Genomic DNA, 21,917 nt, shown 5'->3' with positions numbered 1-21,917 from the left:
CTAGTTGATATACATATTTGCATGAACTGGCAGAGCATCACATTCGACTGGAACCAGGCCCGTGCCTTTCTTGTCACCGCCGAGGAAGGCTCCCTCTCCGCTGCGGCCCGCGCGCTGGGGCTGACACAGCCGACGCTCAGCCGTCAGGTTGCCGCGCTGGAGGAGGCGCTTGGCGTGACCCTGTTCGAACGGGTCGCCAAAAGTCTGATCCTGACCGACGCGGGCATTGAACTTGCCGAACATGTGCGCGCCATGGGCGATGCCGCCAGCCGGGTCTCGCTCGCCGCTTCCGGCCAGTCGCAGCAGGTGGAAGGGCTTGTGACGATCTCGACCACGGACCTGATGGCCGCGTATGTCCTGCCCGACATATTGCGGGACCTGCGCGGCAAGGCTCCGGGCGTCGAAATCAAGACCCTTTGCACCAACAGCCTGAGCGACCTGCGCCGGCGCGAGGCCGATATCGCGATCCGGCATGTGGAACCGGACCACCCGGACCTTTATGCCCGGAAGATCAGAAATGCCCCGGCGCGGATATTCGCCGCGCGTTCGTTTCTGGAAAAAACCGGGAAGCCACTGACCCGGAAGGACGCTGCGTCCATGGACTTCATCGGTTTCGACAACAACCAGGAGCTCGTCGGTTACCTGCGCCTCTTCGGGCTGGAAGTGAGCGAGGCCAACATCAGGCTGAGCTGCCCGAACGGCGTCGTTGCCTGGGAATATGTCCGCCAGGGCCTTGGCCTGTGTATCATGGCCGATGAAATCGCCGCACGCTGCCCGGATGTCATGCCGGCATTTGAGGACGTGGAACCGATCCATTTCCCGATCTGGCTGGTCACCCACAGGGAACTGCACACCAGCCGCAGGATCCGGACCGTGTTCGATCATCTGGCCGAAGGACTTCTGAAAGCTGCACCGGCAGGAGCCAGGCGCTACTGATCCCACTTGAATCCGTGTGCCCCTCAAAGACATGGCAAGCTTGCCAGTTGGTGAAGATCCAATCTGGTATTATAATCGGCCTCGTTTCCTTTCCGTATCCGAGAGGGAAGACTTCGGCATGAGCGGCAAGACAGATACGGTTGAAACGCTGATCCAGAACACGGCCAGTTCACTCGCGGAGGCCAGAGGTCACCGGGAGCAGCTCAAGTCGGGCCTGTTTCTCTACCTGCATCAGGCATATGAACTTGGCCTTGATCCGGACGAGGTCGTCGACGTTCTCGGCGTCAAACAGCCGAACATCCTCGACCTTGCCGGGCTAGATGAGCATGACGTGCATTTCCTGCTGGAACAGTATGAGACGCTCGACCCGGTGATTGCCCCGGTCTACGGCCACTGACGCGGAAACTCAGTTCTGGTCCGTTGCATCGGGAAAGGAGTTCCACAGCGCATAGAGCGTTGAATGCAGAAGCGCGTGCTCTTCCCCGAAGCGAACGACCACGAGGTCCTTTTCCGGCATCATGTAAACAACCTGCCCTCCCTGCCCCATCATGTAGGTGAACGGTCCCTGCAAGACCTCGCCCTGACGGTCGAGGATGTCGTGGCGCACGTGGAGACCGTAGACGCCCTTGGCCAGTTCCCTGCGGCCGTGCGCCTTGCCGAAAAAGTCCTGCCACAGATCAGGCCGCAGAAACGGATCTGCCGGGCTTCCGTTCCGCATCAGATAGCCGCCGACCCGAATCCAGTCCTCGGGCGTTGCGAAGAGGCAGCAATAGGCCGGAACTTCCGTTCCGTCCTCATGGCGCAGCCAGAAGGCATCCGCCGCACCGGACGGGCGCCAGATCTCTTCCGACAGGATCTCACGAAGAGGCTTCCCGTAAAGCGTTGAAAGCAACCGCCCGAGAATGGCCGTGTTGACGTTCTGATAAGCGAACTCGCCCCGGCTTTCCGGCACCACCTCAAGCCTGTCTTCGACCGCTGATAGGCCACCGCCATGCAGCTTCGCCAGATTGCCGAAGGGATTGATCGCGGCGAGCTTGTCCTCCTTGGCCGAACCGTCCGGCTCGAAGTCGAGGCCACTGCGCATTTCCAGAAACGCGCGGATGGTCACGCGCCGCAAACTGTCCGGGCCCAAATCCGGCAGATAGGTGCCGAGCGGATCGTCGAGGGATTTTATCTTGCCGTCGGACTGCGCTTTCAGCACCAGCACGCCGACAAGGCTCTTGACGAGGGAAAAGGAATTGAAGCGGGTATCCGCCCCGTAGCCGTCCGCATAGATCGCCAGTTCGGTTTCGCCTGATCTCGCCGCCAGCAGCGCCCTGCTTCCCGAACGGTTGAAAAGCTCCTGTCCGCGTGGGTTCAGAACGCCTGATGGAGTGGCTTTTTCGACTGGCGGCGCGGCACCTTCAACGATTTCATAGGCCCCGGAGGCAGGCCATACGGCGGGCGGATAGCCTGACCAGACCAACTGCATCACGCCGGTGGCATAGGCAACGGCCAGTCCGGCGCCAAGGGCGCCTGCCGCAAGTCCTGAAATTGCTAAAACCCTCAAGAAAAAACTCCGTGCTTCAAATCATCTGAAAAGGATGCAGGAGAATATGGCGAGGTTTGGGACCGGATGAAATGGAGCGAAATTCGGTCCCTGTTGAAATGGTTCCCTGGACAGGTTTCTCCAAATTGTCGTCCCGGTTTGTTGCGTAAGCGGCAAGACCGGGACCCAGTACGCATTGTGGCTGGCGACTGAAAAATTACACTATTTCATATGGTTACTTGATCCTGCCTTCGCAGGGATGACAAGATGCACTGTTTCGTTCACTCGATAAATCAGCTCCTAGGAGCCAAACCGGACACCAGGTCCGCTCACCGCAGCATCCAGTTCAGCACCAGCCGCCAGTCGGTCATGCGGATCGGGGTGCCGTGGGTGCCGGTGTCGAAGAGCGTGAACTTGATCGGATAATTGGGGGCGGCGGACTTGATCTGCTTGAAGAAATTCGCCTGGTCCTCCCAATCGTAGACCCGGTCGAGCGTGCCCTGCCCCATGTAGATGGGCACATTGCGGGAGAGCGCGCCGGAGGAGAGAAATCCCGGATCCTTGGGCGAGCCGAGCAGCAGGACGCCGTTCAGGAGGCCGGCATACTTGCCGTTCTTCAAGAGGTTCCAGCAGATAATGCCGCCCATGGAGCCGCAGGCGACCACGATCTTGGCACGCGGCGACAGCTGCTTCTGATAACGCAGCAGCGCGGCGACATCGGCGGTTCCCCGGCCGTCGAAATTGTTGATGTCCACCGTCAGGTAAGCCCCGCCATTGCGGACCATCAGGTTCTGCACCCGGTTGAAATTTCCGCCGAAGGAAACATCGTTCATGCCCTGGAAGCGGTTGCCGCCCTGGCCGTGGACATAAAGCACGATGGCCCTCGCCCCGCCCTTCCATTTGCCGGTGCCCATGTATTCCACGGTCCGGCCGCCCACCTTCAGCTCGGCACTGCCCCGGCCGCGCTTGGGCTTGTAGGACACATAGTTGCCGAAGACCTTGTGCTCGTCGACCTCGTCCCGGTCGCGCAGGTCCCGCTGCTTGGAATATTCGACGACGAGGAAATCGCCGTCATAAAGGGTTTCGGTGACCTTCTTGTAGCGGAACAGCCTGTCCTTGTAGGGTTTCAGCGCATCCGCCCCCGCGGTTCCCGTCAGTCCCGCGAAGGCAACGGCAGCGCCGAGCAGCATTGCGCAGATCATGCGGGCGGGCCGGGCGGTCAAGGGGCGGAAAGGCATGGAACGTCCTTCGTTCAGGCAAATCACGTGTTCAAATCACGCCTAACCTACGCGGCGGTCTGGCGCCATGCAATCAGACAGGATCGAAAATGGAGGCTTTCCTTGCACATGTGCCGGGAGAAGCAGTCCATTGCGGCCGGGCAACCTTTCAAAAGAAAATCGCGATCCGGCAACCAGCATAACCACGCCCCTTCACATACCCCCGTAAATTGTACCAAGTCATCGAGCGCCCTTTATCCACAATCCCTAACAGTCTCTGAATAACTCTCGTGCAAATTGCGAATTTAAGGATTTGGTAACCATAAAAAACCAAGACTGCCAGACAGATAGACCCGGAAAGGGCTCAATCGAAAGACGATGCACGGCAAGTTCAGGAGAACCGAGATGCCAGTCATTTCCTTCGCGAATGCCAAGGGTGGAGCCGGGAAGACCACGGCCGCCCTGCTGCTGGCGACAGAAGTCGCAGCACGGGGAAAACGCGTGACCATCTTCGATGCAGATCCGCAAAAGTGGATCTCCAGATGGTTCGAACTGCCGCGGCGCTGTCCGGGTATTTCGGTGATCAGCGAATTCTCGCCGGCCTCCATCACGGAACAGATCACCTACGCGGCAGAGACCTCCGACTATGTCATCGTCGACCTGGAGGGAACCGAAAACCTGATCGTGGCAAACGCGCTGTCTGTTTCAGACCTCGTGGTCGTGCCGATCCAGGGTTCCTCCATGGATGCGCGCGGCGGCGCGAAGATCCTGACGCTGATCAAGAAGCTTGAGAAGATCGTCCGACACGACATCAAGCATTGCGTGGTCCTGACGCGCACCAATGCGGCCGTCACCACCCGCGCCATGAAGGCCGTCCAGGACTTCCTGTGCGCCCAGAACATCGATGTCTTGATGACGCCGATCGTCGAACGCGCCGCCTTCCGTGACCTCTTCGAATTCGGCGGCGGCCTCGCCGACCTCGACCCCGGCATGGTAAGCGGCGTCGCCAAGGCGCGGGAGAACGCCTCGCTCTATGCGGCCGAGCTCCTGGAGCGTGCCATCACGGTTCCGAAGAAACGCTGGTACAACGTCTTCAAGCGGGCAAGCTGACGGCACCCGCTTCGTTGAATTCCACGGATATTACCGGGCGCACTGCCCGGTCACAGTGACGCCTCCCCATGGTGCCTTCCCGGACGCAGCGCTGCGAAGATCCGCGATCTTTGAGCCAAAAGCCGCCCCCCCCAAATGAAACAGGAGTTCATGGACTTCAGGTCCCGGCTCACGCTTCGCCCGGCCGGGACGGCTCGATGAAACAGGTCCATTTTCAGCTATCTGGACCCGGGCGCTACGCCCGGTTTTTCTTTTGTGCCATGGCTCTTTCATGCAAAGCACGGTAAAGTTAGAATGATTCACATTGGCAGCTTGCCTGCTTGTTCTCCCGGGAGGGCTACATGTTTTCTTCTCTTTTGCGCTCCACCGTGGCCGGGTCCGTCTGCCTGCTGCTTGCAGGCTGTTACGGCGAAGACGGCAATGTCGCGCTTGGTTCGCTGGAAAGAGACCGAGTTGCCCTGACAGCGACGGCGAATGAAGTGCTGATCGACCTGCCGGTTGCCCAAGGCACATTCGTCAAGAAAGGTACCGTGCTGGCGCAACTCGACCCCTCGGAACAACAGGCCATCGTCAACCAGGCGCGCGCGGAAGTGCAGAAGGCCAAGGCCAATCTGGAAAAGCTGAAGAACGGCGCAAGGAAAGAGGAAATCGCCAAGGCACGCGCGGATGTCGCCGGGGCGAAGGCATCGCTTGCGGACGCGGCGGCCAGCTTCAAACGTTACAGCGACCTGACGGGGCGCGGCACCACCAGCCAGGCCCAGCTCGACAGCGCCCGTGCCGCCCGCGATGCCGCCGACGCCACCCTGAAAAGCCTTGAAGAGCAGCTGAACGAACTCGTCGCCGGCACCCGCGAGGAAGACCTCGACATCGCCAGGGCGGAACTGGCGGCGGCAGAAGCCAGCCTTCAGACCCAGCAGAAGATCCTCGCCGACCTGACGATAACCGCCTCGCGGGACGGCATGCTCGACAATCTGCCGTGGAACCTCGGCGAACGGGTGACAGCAGGAAGCCCGGTCGCGGTCCTGCTGGCGGGCGCAGCCCCCTATGCCCGGGTCTATGTTCCGGAGCCGCACAGGGTCAGGATCAAGCAGGGCGCCAAGCTGGAAGTGCATGTCGACGGGCTCGACAAGCCGATCGAGGGGACCGTGCGCTGGATCAGCTCCGAACCCTCCTTCACCCCCTATTACGCGCTCAACCAGACGGAACGGGCCCGGTTGATGTATGTCGCCGAGGTTCAGCTACCCGACAGCGCGGCCGAATTGCCCAACGGCGTTCCGGCCCAGGTTGCGCTGCCGTGAGCGCAACCATGACCGACATCGTCGTCAGGGCGGAAGGCCTGGTCAAGAAATTCAAGGACTTGCGGGCCGTCGACGGCCTGGACCTTACGATTGAACGCGGCATGATCTACGGCTTCCTGGGACCCAACGGCTGCGGCAAGACCACGGCCATGCGCATGCTGACCGGACTTCTGACGCCGACCGAAGGCACGGTGGAGGTACTCGGCCTTTCCATTCCCAAGGACGCCGAAACCCTGAAATACCGGATCGGCTACATGACGCAGACCTTTTCGCTTTATGGCGATCTGACGGTCTGGGAGAACCTCAACTTCATGGCAACGATCTATGGACTGAGCGGCAAGAAACGCCGACAGCGGATCGGCGAGGTCATGGAACGCTATGAGCTGACGGACCTCAGGAACCGGTTCGCGGGCAAGATGAGCGGCGGCCAGCGCCAGCGCCTTGCCCTTGCCACTGCCGTTCTGCACGAGCCTCAACTCCTGTTCCTGGACGAACCGACCTCGGCCGTCGACCCGGAATCGCGGCGGCATTTCTGGGAACAGCTTTTCGACCTTGTCGACGGCGGCACTTCCATCGTGGTCACCACCCATTTCATGGACGAGGCCGAACGCTGCCACAAGATCGCGATCCTGGAGGCCGGCCAGAAACGTGCCGACGGTGCCCCGAAGGACCTTATGGCCAGCATGGGTGCCAATGTGGTGGAGATCGAGGGACCGAACCTGCGCGACATCCGCCGCCACCTGCTCGGTGCCGACGGCATCATTACCGCAGCCCAGCTCGGCGCCCGCCTGCGTGTGCTCGTCCGGGACGAGATTTCCGACCCGGAAGCCTTTCTGAAGGCCAAGCCCGAAACGCAGGGCGCCAGCCTGATCGAAAAGGTCCGGCCCAACCTGGAAGACGTCTTTGTCACCGCAACGGGAGAAGGCCGCCAATGAGACCGCTCGCCCGGATCGCCGCCATTCTCAACAAGGAAGTCGCCCAGTTGCGCAGGGACCGGATCACTTTCGGCATGGTCATCATGATCCCGCTGATCCAGCTGATCCTGTTCGGCTATGCCATCAACACCAACATCCGCGACATTCCGGTCGCCGTGGTCGACCAGAGCCAGACCGGCCTCAGCCGCATCCTCATCCAGATGGTCGAGGCAACGCGCGTCGTGAAGGTAACCGAACGGCTGGCAAGCGTCGAGGAAGCCGAGAGCGCGATCAAGTCCGCCAGAGTGCGCGCCGCCTTCATCCTGCCGAACGACCTGTCCCAGCGCCTCGCCCGCTCGCCCGCGGCCGGGCTCGGAACACCACCTTCCACCGACGAGGAGACCAGCCGCCCGGTCGCGCAATGGATCGCCGACGGCTCGGACACAATGATCGCCGGGGCGATCAAGTCCCTGCGCGCCATGCCTCTCAACGAGCTTTTCAACCAGGCGCCCAACCGCTCGACGCCGACCTTCGAGGTGGCGCTGTTCTTCAACCCCGAGCAGCGCACGGCGATCAACATCGTGCCGGGCCTAGCAGGCATCATTCTCACGATGACGATGATCATGTTCACATCCGCCGCCATCGTGCGCGAACGCGAGCGCGGCAACATGGAGATGCTGATCAACACGCCGGTCCGGCCGATCGAACTGATGATCGGCAAGATCATTCCCTATATCTTCATCGGGTTGATCCAGACGTCCATCATTCTGGGCCTCGGCAAGGTCCTGTTCAATGTCCCCTTCGGCGACAAGCCGCTCGACCTTTTTGCCGGTACGCTGCTGTTCATCGGCGCCAGCCTGTCGCTGGGGCTGGTCATGTCGACCATCGCCAAGAGCCAGCTGCAGGCTTTCCAGATGACGGTCTTCGTGCTGCTGCCCTCGATCCTGCTGTCCGGCTTCATGTTCCCCTACGAGGGCATGCCGCTGGTGGCGCAATATATCGCCGAGGCTTTTCCCGCCACCCACTTCATGCGCATGATCCGGGGCTTCGTGCTGCGCGATGCCGGGCTGATGGATCTGCAGAAGGACGTCATCTGGATGTGCTCCTTCTTCGCGATCGGCATGATTGTCGCCGCCTTCCGGTTCAAGAAACGGCTGGACTGACCGGTCCGGCCTCACCCTACGACCTCATCCTGAGGAGCGCGCTTGCTCGCGTCTCGAAGGATGGGCTGCATACTCGCGAGCAAGTGGCCCATCCTTCGAGACGGGCCTGACGGCCCTCCTCAGGATGAGGCTCCATATTATGGCAGCCCTGAAAACCAACTGAGCCGAGCTCCCCCCATCCGATCGCTACCTCGGCTGCGGGCCGGTGTCGAAGCGCGGGTTGGCGGTTTTCAGGACAGGCGTCCTGGCCGAGACATTCTCGCGGCTCTCGCGCCAGACGACGAAAATGCCCGAGGCGATGATGACCGAGGAACCGAGGCCAACGTAGAAATCCGGCGTTTCGGCGAAAAACAGCACCCCGAAGAAGGTCGCCCAGAGGATCTGGCTGTATTGCAGCGGCGCAACCACGGCGGCGGGCGCGGCCCGGTAGGCAAAGATCGTGCAGAGCTGCGCGATCACCGAGAGGAAGCCGATGGCAGCCAGAGCCCCGAGATCGGGCAGTTCGACCGGCACATAGACGAACGGCAGTGTCATCGACATGGCGATCATGACCAGTGTCATCGGATAAAGGATGAGCACGGCAGGCCGCTCCTTGCCGCCGAGCTTGCGCACAAGGATGGTGGAGAGCGCGTTGGAGAAGGCCGCCGTCAGGGCGGCCAGATGGCCGAGAGAAAGATCCGTCACGCCCGGACGTAAAACGATTAGAACGCCGACCAGACCGACGACAACGGCGGCCCAGCGCTGTGCCCTTACCGTTTCGCCGAGCAAGGGCACGCTCAACGCGGTGATGAGCAGCGGCATCGCGAAGAGAAGCGCGTAGACCTCCGCGAGCGGCAGCACCGTGAAGGCATAGAAGCCGCAGGACATGGCCACAATGGAGAGGCAGGAGCGCAGGATCACCAGAAAGGGGTGATGCGGCCGGAAATTGTCGACCGCCTTGTCCGCCAGCATCATGATCGACGTCGGTACATAGGCAAAGAGCATCGAAAAGAAGATGATCTGGAACACCGGATAGGAGCCGCCCAGATGCTTGATGATGGCATCGTGGCTGGAAAACAGGGCAAACGCGACAAGCGCAATGACCAGACCCTTGAGCGTTGCTGACATGGGCAGAGCCTTTTCATTTTGGGTGAACCCGCTTGCGGACAGGGCTGGCGAAGCAGGTGCAGGCGCGACGTTTTAGTCGTCAGCCGAACGAAGAAGAGAAATCAATGGGTACCCCACTGTCAGACCAGATCATCACTGAATCGCTAGAGAGTTCAAGAAGAGGAAGTCTGCGTGAGGGATTTATCAGCTACTGACGCATTCGTTTCCACAAAGCATTGGGGCGGCTGTATCCCGAGACCTGCTGCACATTTCAATTTCCCGCTGCGCGCAACAGCATGTCCTTCGGCAGAACACCCATGCCGTAACTTCACCAGAAGCGGACCATCGCGAAAGTCGAAACTATCCGCTAGTTCGCGGCAGATAACAGGGGCTGGAACATCCGCCGGTATTCACCGGGCGAAAGTCCGGTGCTGCGTTTGAAAAGCCTTCGAAAGAAGGCCACGTTTTCGTATCCAACATCGACCGCGATTTCGTCAATCGCGAGCCTGCTTTCTTCAAGTAGCCGCTTTGCGGCTTCGATTCTCAGGTTCTGAGCATAGTTTATGAGTGTCGTACCCGTCGCCGCGCGAAACCGCCGTTTCAAGCTTCGGTCGGGTATTTGGCAGAACGCGACGACGCCGGCGACCGGATCGGGATCGCGAAAATTGTCAGCCAGCCAATCCTCTGCCCTGCGCACGACCCCGTCGGCATGGGGAAGCCGCTTGACCAGCGCGGCATAGGGCAGTTGCCCCTCGGCATGCCACTTCATCAGGTAGACCTGGGCGATACGCAATGCCTCGCCCGGACTGACATGCCGCGATATGATGTGAATGGCCAGGTCGTGCCAGGATGTTGTGCCGCCGGCGGTAACGATCCGCCCGGATGTGTCGCCAATGCAAAGCGCGGGAGCCGGATTGAACCGGACGGCCGGGAAATGGCGGCGGAAGAGGTCTTCATAGCCCCAATGGGACGTTGCGTTCCTGCCGTCGAGCAACCCCGAGGCAGCTAGCAGAACCGACCCCGAGCACGCCGAATAGATAATCGCTCCGCCATCGTGGCTGTTCCGCAGCCACCGCTTAACATCGTCATAACGATCTGCCACCGCATCATCCGGGGAAAGCCAGAGTTCTGGAACGATAACGATCCCGGGCGAAGGCACTTCGCCAAATGTGCATTCCGGTGTGACCGGTATCCGGTTCGCGCAGGTGAACGGATCCCTGCTCCTCGAAATCAGCTTCGTCATTATCATTGCGGGAAGCTGCCCGGTCCCGGTGAGTTCCCTCCAGAGTATTCCGGTCGCTGACAGGACATCGACCATCCCATAAAGCGCCGAGCCGGCACTCTCGGGCAGGCAAAGAATGTGGATCAGAAGCGGTTCTGTCGGCTCACTCATCACATTTTTTGGCACAAACGGATCGTTTCTCTCACGTTTCGAGCTGATCGAAGCTCCCGCCAAACCTTATCACTTAATCACCGCCCCCAACAGGCGGGCACGAAACCCTGCAATGGAGAGAAAGATGAACGTATCCGCAAATCTGAAAACCGTTGATAATGGCGTCAACGTAGAAGCCCTTCTGGAGGCCCGGGAAGCGCTGAGCGAAATGCCCGCCGCGGCTGAATTCACCTGGCGCGCAAGCTGCGAATGGATGGGCGGCGTACACAGCCGGTCCACCGTCGAGGGTTTTTTCGGACTGGGAGAGGAAAAGGCCCACAAGCAGCCTTTCGTCTTCGAGGCCGATCATCCGGCCGAGTTCGCAGCGTCAGACTTCGGCGCAACGCCGGTTGAAATGGTTCTCTCGGCACTGGCGAGCTGCCTGACCGCCGGTGTCGCCTCGGTGGCACAGAACCGCGGCATCCAGCTGCGTTCGGTCAAGGCCACCGTTGAAGGTGACATGAGCCTTTACGGAATCCTCGGCATCGACGCCGATGTCCGCAACGGCTTCAGGACCATCCGTGTCAATTTCGAGATTGATGCCGATGCGAGCGAAGAAGAAATCGCGGCCGTCGTCGCACAGAGCCAGAAACGCTCGGCCGTCTTCGACATCGTCACCAACCCCGGAAACGTGAAGGTGGCCGTCGTATGACGGCCCCAAGCCCGGACCTTTGACAAGGGCATGGACCATGACGACGGCAACCCGGACTGAGACCAACGCCGCGTCATGCCATGCGACCTGCCAGGTTCGGGCGGTTCCCCTTCGCCTCGACCCGAACCCGGGCAAGACCACCCGAGAAGCGATCGCCCGATTTTCAATCCGTAACTCTTGAGGCACGACATGAGATCGACAACGACACTGATTGTTGGCGCTGGCCAATGCGGCCTTGCCATGAGCCATGAACTGACGCGCCGCTCGATCGACCATATCGTGCTCGACGCGGGCCAGGCCGGTGAAAGCTGGCGGACCCGCAGGTGGCCGTCGCTGACGCTGCTGACACCGAACTGGATGAACCTCCTGCCCGGCCAGCGCTTTGCCCGCGGCGATCCAGATGACTACATGACCGCGCGCGGTTTTGCCGATGCAATCGGTGATTGGGTCGAGCGCCATGATCCGCCTCTTCTGGGGCACACGAAAGTGCACAGTCTGACGCGGGACAGCCGGGGCTTCAGGGCCGAAACCAGCAACGGTCCGATCTGCAGCAGGTCCGCCGTTATCGCGACCGGTGCCTGCGCCATCCCGCGCATTCCGTCTTTCGCGGCGGAGATCCCCGCGCATGCCGCTCAGGTGTCACCCATCGATTATCGCGGACCGGCCGAACTGCCCCCGGGAGACGCCCTTGTCGTCGGCGCTTCAGCGTCGGGGTTGCAGATCGCGCGGGAACTGGCCCTTTCCGGCCGGAACGTGACGATTGCGGCCGGCAACCACGGAAGGCTTCCGCGGGTCTATCGTGACGCCGACATTCTGATGTGGATGCACCTCATCGGCGTTTTCGACGAGCCTTTCACGGACGTCGACGACCTTGAGCGCGTTCGCCGTACCCCGTCCCTGCCACTGATCGGATCGCCGGACCGTGAGTGCCTCGATCTGAATTCCCTGCAGGATCTGGGCGTCGAAGTCGTCGGCCGCCTGGCTGATGTCCGTGACGGCTCGGCACTCTTTTCGGGCGGTCTCCCGCATGTCGCCGCTGCGGCAGATCTCAAGATGAACCGCTTGCTGAACCGGATTGACCAATGGGTGCGCGATCATGGCTTCGAGGACCTTGTCGCACCAACACAGCGATTTGCGCCGACGCGGCTCCCAGCGGAGCCTCGCCTGACGCTCGACCTCAACACGGTGAAGACCGTGGTGTGGGCAACAGGTTTCACGCCGGATCACCAATTCGTCCGGATGCCGGTTTTCGACCGCAAGGGACGTATCCGGCACCAGGGCGGCTTCGTCGCGCCCGGCCTCTATGTGATGGGCCTGCCATACCTTCGCACGGCGCGTTCCGTTCACATCGACGGGGCGCAGCAGGATGCGGCGGCTCTTGCCTGCCTGATGTCCCGGGACATTGATCGAACCATTGCCGCGTAAAGGAGCACGCCCATGTATGCCCCCCATGAAACATACGACGCGATTATCATCGGCGCCCGGGTGGCGGGTGCGGCCACCGCCATGCTGCTTGCCAAAGGCGGAGCGCGCGTACTTCTTGTCGACAGCGCGGCGCGGATCGGTGACACCCTGTCAACCCATGCTCTGATGCGGCCTGCCGTGGCCTTGCTCGAACGCTGGGGCCTTGCCGAAAAACTCGTCGAAGCCGGCACTGCGGTGGTCACGAACACTACGTTCCACTACGACCGCGAGCGCATTTCGATACCGCTGAAGCCCGTCGGGTCATTGCCTGGACTGATTTCTCCGCGCCGCTGGCTTCTGGATCCGATGCTGGTTGACGCGGCGGTCGCCGCTGGTGCCGAAGTACGACTGTCGACAAGGTTCGAAGGCGTTACCACAGGAGCTGACGGTCAGGTGTCGGGCGTTGTCCTGTGTGATCCCAACGGTCACGCCTACTCCGCGCGTTGCCGTTTGCTGGTTGGCGCGGACGGGCGTGTTTCCAGGGTGGCCGGCGCGGTCAAGGCGCCGGTACTGAAGGCGACGCCCAGAGGTGCAGCGACGATCTACGGGTATTTCGCGGACATACCGAACGAGGGCTACCGCTGGATGTTCTCTCCCTCGCTTCAGACAGGGCTCATCCCGACCAACGACGGTCTCCACTGCGTTTTCGCCTCCTGTCCTCCTGCCGATTTCCGGGTACGGTTTGGTGACGACGCCGGATCCGGGCTGGTCGCGGCCATCGCTGCCACAGATCCCGACGTCGCTGAGCAACTGGCTTCGGCCGGCGCAGCTCAACGTCTGATACGGTTTGGCGGCGCTCCGGGTCATATCAGGGCGGGTGCGGGCGCTGGCTGGGCGCTGGTCGGCGACGCGGGCTACTTCAAGGACCCGGCCACGGCACACGGCATCTCGGATGCCCTGCTCGACGCACACCGGCTGTCCGGCGCCGTTCTGAGCGGCGCGGGCCTCAGGGCCTATGTCAGGCAGCGCAATGCTCACGGATTCGAGTTCCTGCAGTTGACGACAAAAATCGGCGCGCTCGACTGGTCCCTCGAGACGTTGAAACTGCACCACCAGCGGCTGAGCGCCATCATCAATGCAGAGAGTGCGGAATTGTCCGACCCCGCCGAGCTTCGCGTTGCCGCCTAACAGGAATGAGGGGCGGATTCCGCGTCATCGGTGCCGGCCCGGCCGATCGAAAAATCCGGACCAGACCCAAACCAGAGGAGAGTTGGAACCATGAGCATTGAGACAGAGATTGACGGATGGGAAGGCGTTGTAAAAGGGTGCCCGGAAACCGGTGCCGTGGCGACGCGCGTCCGCACGACGCGAATGGAGGATATCCATGCCTTCACCGAAATGACCGGCGACCGCAATCCGGTTCACTACGACGAGGCGCTGGCCCGGAGAACACCCTTCGGAAAGCTGATCGTACAGGGAGGTGTCACAACGGGCATCCTGAATGCCTGCGTCGCCGAAGACCTGCCGGGACCTGGAACCGTGTTTCTCAACACAAACCTCAACTTCCGGAAGGCCGTAGGCGTGGGCGAGACGATCACCGGCCGTGTCGAGATCGTCAGCCGGCGCACTGACAAGCCGATCTGCGTACTGAACGTCTCGGTGACGGACGGGGCCGGAGATATCTGCGTGGAGGGCACCGCGACCACATACACGATGCCGCTTAAGTGAAGCACACGCACCTGGGGCGGGGCTGACATGGGTGGAGTGTTTTCACCCGAGACCCGTCCCCGGTTTGCTCCGGGCGCCGCTTCCACGCAACCGGGCACTCGCCTGGCCGAATGGCCGCCTTGGAGGTCAATCCGGATTTCGGCTGCATCCGCCCCTGACGTGCCTGATCCTCAAAAAAGATGTGATCCACTTCAACGGACCCTCCGTAACAATGACGTCAACAAACGCGGAGGATCTACAGAATGCAAAAAGTTGTCCCGGTAATTGCCGCCATCGTGTTCGCAGCTGCATCTACGGCTGCACTTGCAAGTTCCGACCAGGGTCAGGGCGACGGCAAAGGCCGTACCGGACCTGCAGCCTCGGTGTCCAATGGAACGGGTGGGTCTCCTGCAAATGCGGCAAGTGGCTTCAACGGCGGTTGGGGACAGAATGGCGGCGTTGCCAATGGAAATGCGCGCAGCTTCGATCAGAAATAACCCAAAACAGGAATTTTCGGCTCCCGTCGGCCGTGTTGACACGGTCGGCGGAGCTACGACAGCAACTTGAAGCGAGGCTTACTTCCAAGCGCCTGACGAAAACGTGTTCCTCTTCGGCGGCTGCTTCGCTTTTGATCGGAAAGGTGAAAAGACGCGAGTTCGATGACACCGCTCAAAACACTGCCCCGATCACCTGATCCGTATCTCAGACAAACACCCGCGCCAACGTTGCTAGAGCCAGGGCCTTGGCCGCCCGGTTGGGGCCGGCGAATTCCGTGGCGGTTTCACCCGGTACGCTCAAGGTGATCCGGTTGAGATCGGAGGCCTCCAGATGGTCGAGATCGGCCGATTTTGCAGCCTCTTCCGCCGACCGGCGGATATCGTCCAGCATGCGCACCAGCCCCTGCCAGATCTGGATGGGTGGGGAGTCGCTTGTGCTGCACCAGCGAAGTATTTCTTCTTCCGGCACATTCAATGCAGCAGCGGCCTCGCCCGAACTGAGGCCGATGTAATCCATCATATCGCTGAAATTACTCATTTATTTCCCCAGAACGCATTTGCGCCCCTCATTCCCGAACAAACATATTGCACTGCAATATGGCAAAAATCCAGCCTGTAACGCGGATTTGGTTAACTCCTGCACCGGCAAAGGAAAACCAGGGATGAGCCTCCCGCGATTCCCGCCGCTTGACTCGGCAATTCTGGCAAGTTCGGGCCGGCAGATTTGCCGGCAAGGCTCCGTGGAACAGCCAATTATCTGAAAAATCACATAAATATTGATATCGGTGGAAAACGGTCGGCTGCCCGATTGTGCCGTTCGGTTAATGATAGGTTTATCCGACCAAATCAACCGACCTCTTTTGCGCCGCCGGACTCTTTGATGAAGTTCAAGGGAAAATCCTTCATTGCAATCGTTCTGACCCCGGAAACGCCTTATGCGGACTGGTTTCAGGAAATCGACCGCATCATCGCCCGCTCTCCCGGATTTTTCATTGACCGGCCTATCATTCTGGACGTGCGCGGCAGGAACATCCCGATTGATGATCTGGAAGAACTTCTTCATGGCCTGGGCCAGCGATCGATCCGGGTCATGGGCATCGACGGCGTCGCCGGTTCCCGGCTGAAACCCGGCATGCCGCCGAGCTTTTCCGGTGGCCGGCTGACATCCGACGTGGATGTTCCCGAACCTGCCACGAAGCCGGTAGCTAACGGAACGGACAAGGCCAAAGCCGCCGCGTCAGCAGCTGACGAACCGGCGAAAGGGGAACAGGCAAAGCAGGAGAAGACCGGCCCTGACGCAAAGGCCGCCTCCCGCAGGAAAGCCGCCCGGCCGGAACCGGAAGCCGAAACGCTCCTCCCGGGCCCGGCCAGCGTGCCCAATGGGTCGTCCATTGTCATTACGGAGCCGGTGCGGTCCGGCCAGAGCATTCTGCACCCGGACGGCGATGTGACGGTCATCGGCTCTGTCAGCTCCGGCGCCGAGATCATCGCCGGCGGGTCCATTCACATCTACGGAGCCTTGCGCGGACGGGCGCTTGCCGGGGTCGCCGGCAAGGACAGCGCCCGCATTTTCTGCTCCAAGCTCGATGCGGAACTGGTTTCCATCAACGGGCTCTACAAGGTCGCGGACGATTTCGATGGAACCCTGCGCAATTCACCGGCGCAGATCCGCTTCGAAAACGAGACGCTGGTCTTTGAACAACTGAGTTAACCACGGCTCCTCCCCTCGGCGGAAGGAACCTGCAACTAAAACAGGACGAACACCATGAGCAACGCGACAGTCGTCGTGGTTACGTCGGGCAAGGGCGGGGTGGGCAAGACCACCACAAGCGCCGCCATAGCCTCGGCGCTTGCCAAAGAAGGATATCAGGTTTGCGCCGTCGATTTCGACGTCGGCCTCAGAAACCTCGACCTGATCATGGGTGCGGAACGGCGCGTCGTGTTCGACCTGGTCAACGTGGTGCGCGGCGAAGCCTCCATCAAGCAGGCCCTGGTGCGCGACAAGAAGCTCAACAACCTCTATCTGCTGCCCGCCTCCCAGACACGGGACAAGGACGCGCTGACGGAAGACGGCGTTGCCCGGGTCATCGAAGAGCTGCGCATGTATTTCGACTATGTGATCTGCGACAGCCCGGCAGGCATCGAACGCGGCGCCACGCTTGCCATGCGCCATGCCGATGAAGCCATCATCGTTTCCAACCCGGAAGTCTCCTCCGTGCGCGACTGCGACCGGATCATCGGCCTTCTGGACGCCAAGACGAAAGTGGCCGAAGAAGGCGGGCGCATGCCCAAGCACCTGATGATCACCCGCTACGACACGGAGCGGGCGAAGTCCGGCGACATGCTGGCAACCGACGATGTGGTCGACATCCTGTCCGTGCCGCTGATCGGCGTCGTTCCGGAAAGCAAGGACGTGCTGAAGGCCTCGAACGTCGGCCTGCCGATCACCCTGGCGGACGAGAATTCGCCGGCAGCCAAGGCCTACACGGAAGCCACCCGGCGGCTGCTCGGAGAAAACATCCCGGTCACCATTCCCGAAGAGAAGAAGAGCCTGTTCGGCAAGTTCTTCAAGGGGAGGGCCGCATGAACATCCTGAGCCTCTTTGGCAAAAGAGGTGAGAGTGCCTCGGTTGCCAAGAACCGGCTGCAAATTCTCCTGGCCCACGAACGGGCCGACGACGGCTCCGACGCCATGCTGATTTCAAGCCTCAGGGAAGATATCCTGGCCGTCGTCGCCAAACGGGTCGAGATCGACCCGGACTCGGTCCGCCTCGAAATGGACCGCACCGGAGACGTGACGACGCTCGGCATCGACATCGAGTTGCCGGCGGCAAAGGCGTCGTAAGGTTACAGAAACGGAGTTGCGAAAACCGGCCCGATGCGGCCGGTTTTTGTTTTTCTTCCGTCAGCCCCGACGGACAACCGGTTCTTCCGAAGCTTCCCGGAATTCGAGCAGCTCGGAGGAATAGACGGCCATCCTGCCCCTGCCCTGCCGCTTGGCCGCGTAAAGGGCGATGTCGGCCTGACGCATCAGGTCCGGGATGTCGGCGGAAAAGGCGATCCCGACACTTGCCCCATACTGACAGACCGCGTCGTTCAACTGCAGCGGCTTGCTGAAATGCTCGACGATGGCCCGTCCTGAACTCAGGACACGTTCCCGCTTCGGATTTGCGAAGACGACGGCGAACTCGTCGCCGCCCAGCCGGAAAATGCTGTCCTCCGGATCGACAAGTGCGCGCAGGGAGTCAGCGACGTGCTGCAGCACCACATCGCCGGTCTCGTGCCCGAAGGTGTCGTTGATTTCCTTGAACCGGTCGAGGTCGATGTACAGCAGGGCGTATTTGCCGGCGCGGTCACCGGGAGACTGCAGCCGGGTCAGGGTTTCGTCCAGGAAACGCCGGTTTCCAAGGCCCGTCAAAGGATCCTTGCGCGCCAGGTCGGCAAGCTGTTCCCGGGCTTTCTCAGCTTCCCATTTTGCGTCTTCCAGGGCCCGCACAACGACGGTCGCCCTGCGGAAGAACAGCCGGGCGGCCAGAAACATGCTCACATAGACAACCAGCACGCCAATCATGAGGTAGGGAAGAAGCCTTGATCCCTCCAACCCGGGGTACCAGACGAAATGACCGATGACGTTGCCGCCGGGTGTTTCAATGGCGGCCCCCGCCTGGCGGAAGGAGGGCTTGACCGGGGACAGATAGAGCTTCGAAAGCCCGTATCTCTCGCTCATCGCCGCAAGCACGTCCTTGTTGATCGGCTGCGCGAACAAGAGCACGTGGTCCGTGCTTTTGTCGTCATTGTTTTCGTTATAGGTGGTCATGAGCGCGGCGCTGGCGAGAAATAGCCCCTCCAGGCTGCCTATCAGGCCCGTCGCGGGGACCGGTGCCTCGTCCTTCGCCGTAGCCCGGGCCTTCCCGATCAGGTCCATGACGGACGGCCCGTAACGCGCAAGCAAGTCGGCGTTCGCCAGGGCGCCGTCAACAACGTGAAGCTTGGGAGTGTTGTTTCCGTCCAGAACGTGCACGCCGTCGATCTGGAGTTCGTCACGCATGTAATCGACGAAGGTCTCGTTCACCCATTGCATGTTCAGCTTGTAGACAAGATGCTCGACCGCAATGTCCCAATAGCCGTACTCGAGGGTGATGTCGGCAAGATGCTGTGCGCGGTCACCCATCATCGACCTGAAAATGCGTTCGGAAGACTTGATCGAGTTCCGGTCGAGTGACTGCGCCAGAAAGGTGACGAACGCCATCAGACTCACCGCCCCGATCATGACGGTTGCCCAAAACGGTTTCGAAAGACGCCGGATTTCCACGGCTTGCGCGCGCTGATATTCCACTGGCGCTTCAAATCCCGCAGGATCCTCAGGTGCTGGCACTGTTACGCTCTTTTCCGAGTTCACAGCGCAATTCTATTGTATTGGACCTCCCGTTTCCAGCACGCCAATAAAAAGCAGCTTCTTATGTAAAAGAAATATTTAATCAAAACAAATCCAGAAGGATTTCCACTGCGAAAACAACATGTTGATTTCGCAGTCAAGCGCACGGAACATCTTCAAACAGACTTGAGAGCGAGCAGCCTCCCCCGTCAGAAGAGGTCCTGTCGCCCGCATCTGGTCTTGCCCTTCCTCAAGCCTCGTAGACGATCTCGCGCGTCTCGCGGAAGGTCACATCCGGAAATTTCTCGGTGACATGGCCGATTTCCCAGGCGTTCTTGAAGAGGAACACCGGCTTGTCGTCGCGGTCGTTGGCAATCGACATGCGGTGGCCTTCCAGCATCTTCTGCAGGGTCTGGCTGTCGGTCTCGATCCAGCGGGCGGTGGTGTAGGGCACGGCCTCGAAACCTATCTCGGTGCCGTATTCGGCCTTCAGCCGGTCGACCACGACGTCAAGCTGCAGGGCGCCGACAACGCCGACGATCCAGTTGGAGCCGAGATCCGGCTTGAAGATCTGCACGAGGCCTTCCTCCGCCAGATCCTGAAGACCCTGGCGCATCTGCTTGACGCGCATGGTGTCGGAGAGACGCACGCGGCGCAGGATTTCCGGGGCGAAAGCCGGCAGGCCGGTGACGTGGATGTTCTCGCCTTCGGTAAGCGTGTCGCCGACACGGAGCTGGCCGTGGTTGGGCACGCCGATGACGTCGCCCGGATAAGCGAGATCGGCGATCTCGCGCTCCTCGGCGAAAAAGAAGATCGGCGCGGAGACGGCGATCGTCTTGCCCGCGCGCACGTGTTTCAGCTTCATGCCGCGCTTGAAGGTGCCCGAGCACAGGCGCACGAAGGCAATGCGGTCGCGGTGCTTGGGATCCATGTTCGCCTGAACCTTGAAGACAAAGCCGGTGACCTTGTCCTCTTCCGGCATGATGGTGCGCCCGCCGGTGGCCGGCTGGGAGTGGGGCGCGGGCGCGAAGTCGGCGATGAAATCAAGCACTTCCTCGATGCCGTAGTCGCGCAGGGCCGAGCCAAAGAAAACCGGCGTCAGGTGACCTTCCAGGAAACTCTCCCTGTCGAATTCGGCATAGCCTTCCGAGCCCAGTTCCACGTTTTCGGTCAGTTCGTCCATGATCCGGTCAAAGACGGTACCGGTCAGGACTTCGTCGTCGAGGCCGGAGACCTCCCTGGTCTGGGTATAGGCACCGCCGCGCTCGCCGTCGGAGGTGTGGAACTTCTTCTTCCGCCAGTCATAGACGCCGAAGAAATCGGACCCCATTCCGACCGGCCAGGTCTGCGGGGAAACGTCCAGCGCCAGGGCTTCCTGAACCTCGTCCAGGATTTCCAGCGCGTGGCGGCCTTCGCGGTCGATCTTGTTGACGAAGGTGATGATCGGAATGTCGCGCAGGCGGCAGACCTCGAAGAGCTTGCGGGTCTGGGTTTCGATACCCTTGGCGGCGTCGATCACCATGATGGCCGCGTCGACGGCCGTCAGCGTGCGGTAGGTGTCTTCGGAGAAGTCCTCGTGACCGGGCGTGTCGAGCAGATTGTAGATGATGCCCTTGCGCTCGAAGGTCATGACGGAGGACGAGACGGAGATGCCGCGTTCCTGCTCGATCTTCATCCAGTCGGAACGGGCACGGCGGCGCTCGCCGCGGGCACGCACCTGCCCGGCCGCCCGGATGGCGCCACCCGACAGCAGCAGCTTTTCCGTCAGCGTCGTCTTGCCGGCGTCCGGGTGGGAAATGATCGCAAAGGTCCGCCGGGCTTGGTAAGGCGCCGCGCCGTTGAGGCTCGTCATGAAGAACTCCTGATCAAGGATCCGGCGGGGCCGCGCAAACGCATCGGGAAAACCCGGGTCGCAACCACTCTCGTTCGGGGCCGGATGGATAGATGTTTCGTTGGCGCATGGTCATAGAGAGAATCAGGTAGAATTTCCAGTACAGATTCGCGTTCCTCCCCTTGTCCCTCCGAGGAGATCCCCTTGAGTTTCCGCAAATGCCTGATCACCGGGCTCCTCATGATCGTGGCCACGGCCGTCATTCTGCTCGCCATGGGACGTATCCCGATCTGCGATTGCGGCTATGTGCGCTTCTGGACACCGGCGAGTGACCTTTCCGGCAGTTCGCAGCATATCGCGGACTGGTACACGCCCTCACACGTGATCCACGGGTTCCTGTTCTATCTGCTGCTGTGGCTGCTGTTCCCGCGCACGCCGGTGGGCGAGCGGGCGCTTGGAGCGATTTTCATAGAGGCGGCCTGGGAAATTTTGGAGAACAGCCCGCTGATCATCGACCGCTACCGCGAGGCAACGATTGCCGTCGGCTATACCGGCGACAGCGTGCTCAACTCCGTCGCCGATATCATGTGGATGCTCACCGGTTTCCTGTTCGCCTGGCGCATGCCCGTCTGGGTGACGGTGCTCACCGGCATCTTCTTCGAGCTGCTGGCGCTTTACGTGATCCGGGACAATCTCACGCTGAACGTGCTCATGCTGATGTACCCGGTCGAGGCGATAAAAGTCTGGCAAGGTGGATGACAGTGAGCT

At 61.0% G+C, this 21,917-nt stretch carries 22 protein-coding genes; 15 read left to right on the top strand and 7 right to left on the bottom strand.

Features of this window, described 5'->3' with window-relative positions; genetic code table 11:
* Positions 1-21: 21 nt before the first annotated feature.
* Positions 22-936, top strand: a complete 915-nt coding sequence (locus ACQY7U_RS16135) for a LysR family transcriptional regulator (RefSeq protein ID WP_428646336.1) — start codon at positions 22-24, stop codon at positions 934-936.
* A gap of 118 nt (positions 937-1,054) precedes the next feature.
* Positions 1,055-1,333: a hypothetical protein gene (locus tag ACQY7U_RS16130; protein ID WP_428646333.1), complete on the top strand. Its 279-nt coding sequence runs from the start codon at positions 1,055-1,057 to the stop codon at positions 1,331-1,333.
* A gap of 9 nt (positions 1,334-1,342) precedes the next feature.
* Here the strand turns inward: ACQY7U_RS16130 and ACQY7U_RS16125 are convergent, their stop codons facing one another.
* Positions 1,343-2,485, bottom strand: a complete 1,143-nt coding sequence (locus tag ACQY7U_RS16125) for a serine hydrolase domain-containing protein (RefSeq protein ID WP_428646330.1) — start codon at positions 2,483-2,485, stop codon at positions 1,343-1,345.
* 308 nt (positions 2,486-2,793) lie between these two features.
* Positions 2,794-3,702: an alpha/beta hydrolase gene (locus ACQY7U_RS16120; protein ID WP_428646328.1), complete on the bottom strand. Its 909-nt coding sequence runs from the start codon at positions 3,700-3,702 to the stop codon at positions 2,794-2,796.
* A 384-nt stretch (positions 3,703-4,086) separates the two neighbouring features.
* Here ACQY7U_RS16120 and ACQY7U_RS16115 point away from each other — a divergent pair, with 384 nt between their 5' ends.
* From ACQY7U_RS16115 to ACQY7U_RS16100, 4 genes are all read left to right on the top strand, one after another.
* Positions 4,087-4,791 carry a ParA family protein gene (locus tag ACQY7U_RS16115; protein ID WP_428646326.1) on the top strand — a complete coding sequence of 235 codons (705 nt, stop codon included), beginning with the start codon at positions 4,087-4,089 and terminating at the stop codon, positions 4,789-4,791.
* Positions 4,792-5,132: 341 nt separating this feature from the next.
* Positions 5,133-6,089, top strand: coding sequence for an HlyD family secretion protein (locus ACQY7U_RS16110; protein ID WP_428646323.1), 957 nt, complete (start codon positions 5,133-5,135; stop codon positions 6,087-6,089).
* 8 nt (positions 6,090-6,097) lie between these two features.
* Complete coding sequence (locus ACQY7U_RS16105; protein ID WP_428646320.1) at positions 6,098-7,024, top strand: ATP-binding cassette domain-containing protein; 927 nt, start codon at positions 6,098-6,100, stop codon at positions 7,022-7,024.
* Positions 7,021-8,166 carry an ABC transporter permease gene (locus ACQY7U_RS16100; protein ID WP_428646318.1) on the top strand — a complete coding sequence of 382 codons (1,146 nt, stop codon included), beginning with the start codon at positions 7,021-7,023 and terminating at the stop codon, positions 8,164-8,166. Before ACQY7U_RS16105 ends, ACQY7U_RS16100 begins: the two co-directional genes overlap by 4 nt.
* A 186-nt stretch (positions 8,167-8,352) precedes the next feature.
* Here the strand turns inward: ACQY7U_RS16100 and ACQY7U_RS16095 are convergent, their stop codons facing one another.
* Together ACQY7U_RS16095 and ACQY7U_RS16090 are read right to left on the bottom strand one after the other, a co-directional pair.
* A complete protein-coding gene (locus ACQY7U_RS16095; RefSeq protein ID WP_428646315.1) occupies positions 8,353-9,273 on the bottom strand; it encodes a DMT family transporter in 921 nt (306 codons plus the stop codon).
* A gap of 346 nt (positions 9,274-9,619) precedes the next feature.
* Positions 9,620-10,645, bottom strand: coding sequence for a GlxA family transcriptional regulator (locus ACQY7U_RS16090; protein WP_428646313.1), 1,026 nt, complete (start codon positions 10,643-10,645; stop codon positions 9,620-9,622).
* A gap of 124 nt (positions 10,646-10,769) precedes the next feature.
* Here ACQY7U_RS16090 and ACQY7U_RS16085 point away from each other — a divergent pair, with 124 nt between their 5' ends.
* The 5 genes from ACQY7U_RS16085 to ACQY7U_RS16065 all read left to right on the top strand — a co-directional run bounded on the left by ACQY7U_RS16085 (position 10,770) and on the right by ACQY7U_RS16065 (position 14,944).
* Positions 10,770-11,336 carry an OsmC family protein gene (locus ACQY7U_RS16085; protein WP_428646310.1) on the top strand — a complete coding sequence of 189 codons (567 nt, stop codon included), beginning with the start codon at positions 10,770-10,772 and terminating at the stop codon, positions 11,334-11,336.
* A gap of 189 nt (positions 11,337-11,525) precedes the next feature.
* The gene (locus ACQY7U_RS16080) at positions 11,526-12,761 is read left to right on the top strand and encodes a flavin-containing monooxygenase (RefSeq protein WP_428646307.1); all 1,236 of its coding nucleotides are present in this window, start codon (positions 11,526-11,528) and stop codon (positions 12,759-12,761) included.
* Between the two features lie 12 nt (positions 12,762-12,773).
* On the top strand, positions 12,774-13,928 hold the full coding sequence (locus tag ACQY7U_RS16075; RefSeq protein ID WP_428646304.1) for an FAD-dependent oxidoreductase: 1,155 nt from the start codon (positions 12,774-12,776) through the stop codon (positions 13,926-13,928).
* A 90-nt stretch (positions 13,929-14,018) separates the two neighbouring features.
* Positions 14,019-14,468, top strand: coding sequence for a MaoC family dehydratase (locus ACQY7U_RS16070; RefSeq protein ID WP_428646302.1), 450 nt, complete (start codon positions 14,019-14,021; stop codon positions 14,466-14,468).
* A 242-nt stretch (positions 14,469-14,710) separates the two neighbouring features.
* Entirely contained in the window at positions 14,711-14,944 is a 234-nt protein-coding gene (locus ACQY7U_RS16065) for a hypothetical protein (RefSeq protein WP_428646300.1), read from the top strand.
* A 205-nt stretch (positions 14,945-15,149) separates the two neighbouring features.
* Here ACQY7U_RS16065 and ACQY7U_RS16060 read toward each other — a convergent pair whose 3' ends face one another.
* Positions 15,150-15,482, bottom strand: coding sequence for a hypothetical protein (locus ACQY7U_RS16060; protein WP_428646297.1), 333 nt, complete (start codon positions 15,480-15,482; stop codon positions 15,150-15,152).
* Between the two features lie 342 nt (positions 15,483-15,824).
* Here ACQY7U_RS16060 and minC point away from each other — a divergent pair, with 342 nt between their 5' ends.
* Genes minC through minE form a run of 3 tightly spaced genes read left to right on the top strand, consistent with a single transcriptional unit; the run spans position 15,825 to position 17,788 of the window.
* Entirely contained in the window at positions 15,825-16,655 is an 831-nt protein-coding gene (gene minC, locus ACQY7U_RS16055; protein WP_428646294.1) for a septum site-determining protein MinC, read from the top strand.
* A gap of 54 nt (positions 16,656-16,709) precedes the next feature.
* The gene (minD, locus tag ACQY7U_RS16050; protein ID WP_428646291.1) at positions 16,710-17,531 is read left to right on the top strand and encodes a septum site-determining protein MinD; all 822 of its coding nucleotides are present in this window, start codon (positions 16,710-16,712) and stop codon (positions 17,529-17,531) included.
* Positions 17,528-17,788, top strand: coding sequence for a cell division topological specificity factor MinE (gene minE, locus ACQY7U_RS16045; protein WP_428646288.1), 261 nt, complete (start codon positions 17,528-17,530; stop codon positions 17,786-17,788). The genes minD and minE overlap by 4 nt, the downstream gene beginning before the upstream one ends.
* A gap of 60 nt (positions 17,789-17,848) precedes the next feature.
* Here the strand turns inward: minE and ACQY7U_RS16040 are convergent, their stop codons facing one another.
* Positions 17,849-19,192: a diguanylate cyclase domain-containing protein gene (locus ACQY7U_RS16040; RefSeq protein ID WP_428646285.1), complete on the bottom strand. Its 1,344-nt coding sequence runs from the start codon at positions 19,190-19,192 to the stop codon at positions 17,849-17,851.
* 376 nt (positions 19,193-19,568) lie between these two features.
* On the bottom strand, positions 19,569-21,170 hold the full coding sequence (locus ACQY7U_RS16035) for a peptide chain release factor 3 (protein ID WP_428646283.1): 1,602 nt from the start codon (positions 21,168-21,170) through the stop codon (positions 19,569-19,571).
* Between the two features lie 183 nt (positions 21,171-21,353).
* Here ACQY7U_RS16035 and ACQY7U_RS16030 point away from each other — a divergent pair, with 183 nt between their 5' ends.
* The gene (locus ACQY7U_RS16030; protein WP_428646280.1) at positions 21,354-21,908 is read left to right on the top strand and encodes a DUF2585 domain-containing protein; all 555 of its coding nucleotides are present in this window, start codon (positions 21,354-21,356) and stop codon (positions 21,906-21,908) included.
* Positions 21,909-21,917: the final 9 nt, after the last annotated feature.

It is taken from the genome of Roseibium sp. (assembly GCF_050301095.1).
In the GTDB taxonomy this organism is placed as follows: domain Bacteria; phylum Pseudomonadota; class Alphaproteobacteria; order Rhizobiales; family Stappiaceae; genus Roseibium.
The sequence above is the reverse complement of the archived record's forward strand: the minus strand, read 5'-3'. Positions and strand labels throughout refer to the sequence as shown.

Excerpts from the sequence above, each read along its gene's own strand:
- ACQY7U_RS16135 (WP_428646336.1), top strand. The coding sequence starts at position 22 with ATGAACTGGCAGAGCATCACATTCGACTGGAACCAGGCCCGTGCCTTT.
- ACQY7U_RS16130 (WP_428646333.1), top strand. The coding sequence starts at position 1,055 with ATGAGCGGCAAGACAGATACGGTTGAAACGCTGATCCAGAACACGGCC.
- ACQY7U_RS16120 (WP_428646328.1), bottom strand. The coding sequence starts at position 3,702 with ATGCCTTTCCGCCCCTTGACCGCCCGGCCCGCCCGCATGATCTGCGCA.
- ACQY7U_RS16115 (WP_428646326.1), top strand. The coding sequence starts at position 4,087 with ATGCCAGTCATTTCCTTCGCGAATGCCAAGGGTGGAGCCGGGAAGACC.
- ACQY7U_RS16110 (WP_428646323.1), top strand. The coding sequence starts at position 5,133 with ATGTTTTCTTCTCTTTTGCGCTCCACCGTGGCCGGGTCCGTCTGCCTG.
- ACQY7U_RS16105 (WP_428646320.1), top strand. The coding sequence starts at position 6,098 with ATGACCGACATCGTCGTCAGGGCGGAAGGCCTGGTCAAGAAATTCAAG.
- ACQY7U_RS16100 (WP_428646318.1), top strand. The coding sequence starts at position 7,021 with ATGAGACCGCTCGCCCGGATCGCCGCCATTCTCAACAAGGAAGTCGCC.
- ACQY7U_RS16095 (WP_428646315.1), bottom strand. The coding sequence starts at position 9,273 with ATGTCAGCAACGCTCAAGGGTCTGGTCATTGCGCTTGTCGCGTTTGCC.
- ACQY7U_RS16090 (WP_428646313.1), bottom strand. The coding sequence starts at position 10,645 with ATGAGTGAGCCGACAGAACCGCTTCTGATCCACATTCTTTGCCTGCCC.
- ACQY7U_RS16085 (WP_428646310.1), top strand. The coding sequence starts at position 10,770 with ATGAACGTATCCGCAAATCTGAAAACCGTTGATAATGGCGTCAACGTA.
- ACQY7U_RS16080 (WP_428646307.1), top strand. The coding sequence starts at position 11,526 with ATGAGATCGACAACGACACTGATTGTTGGCGCTGGCCAATGCGGCCTT.
- ACQY7U_RS16075 (WP_428646304.1), top strand. The coding sequence starts at position 12,774 with ATGTATGCCCCCCATGAAACATACGACGCGATTATCATCGGCGCCCGG.
- ACQY7U_RS16070 (WP_428646302.1), top strand. The coding sequence starts at position 14,019 with ATGAGCATTGAGACAGAGATTGACGGATGGGAAGGCGTTGTAAAAGGG.
- ACQY7U_RS16065 (WP_428646300.1), top strand. The coding sequence starts at position 14,711 with ATGCAAAAAGTTGTCCCGGTAATTGCCGCCATCGTGTTCGCAGCTGCA.
- ACQY7U_RS16060 (WP_428646297.1), bottom strand. The coding sequence starts at position 15,482 with ATGAGTAATTTCAGCGATATGATGGATTACATCGGCCTCAGTTCGGGC.
- minC (WP_428646294.1), top strand. The coding sequence starts at position 15,825 with ATGAAGTTCAAGGGAAAATCCTTCATTGCAATCGTTCTGACCCCGGAA.
- minD (WP_428646291.1), top strand. The coding sequence starts at position 16,710 with ATGAGCAACGCGACAGTCGTCGTGGTTACGTCGGGCAAGGGCGGGGTG.
- minE (WP_428646288.1), top strand. The coding sequence starts at position 17,528 with ATGAACATCCTGAGCCTCTTTGGCAAAAGAGGTGAGAGTGCCTCGGTT.
- ACQY7U_RS16040 (WP_428646285.1), bottom strand. The coding sequence starts at position 19,192 with ATGGCGTTCGTCACCTTTCTGGCGCAGTCACTCGACCGGAACTCGATC.
- ACQY7U_RS16035 (WP_428646283.1), bottom strand. The coding sequence starts at position 21,170 with ATGACGAGCCTCAACGGCGCGGCGCCTTACCAAGCCCGGCGGACCTTT.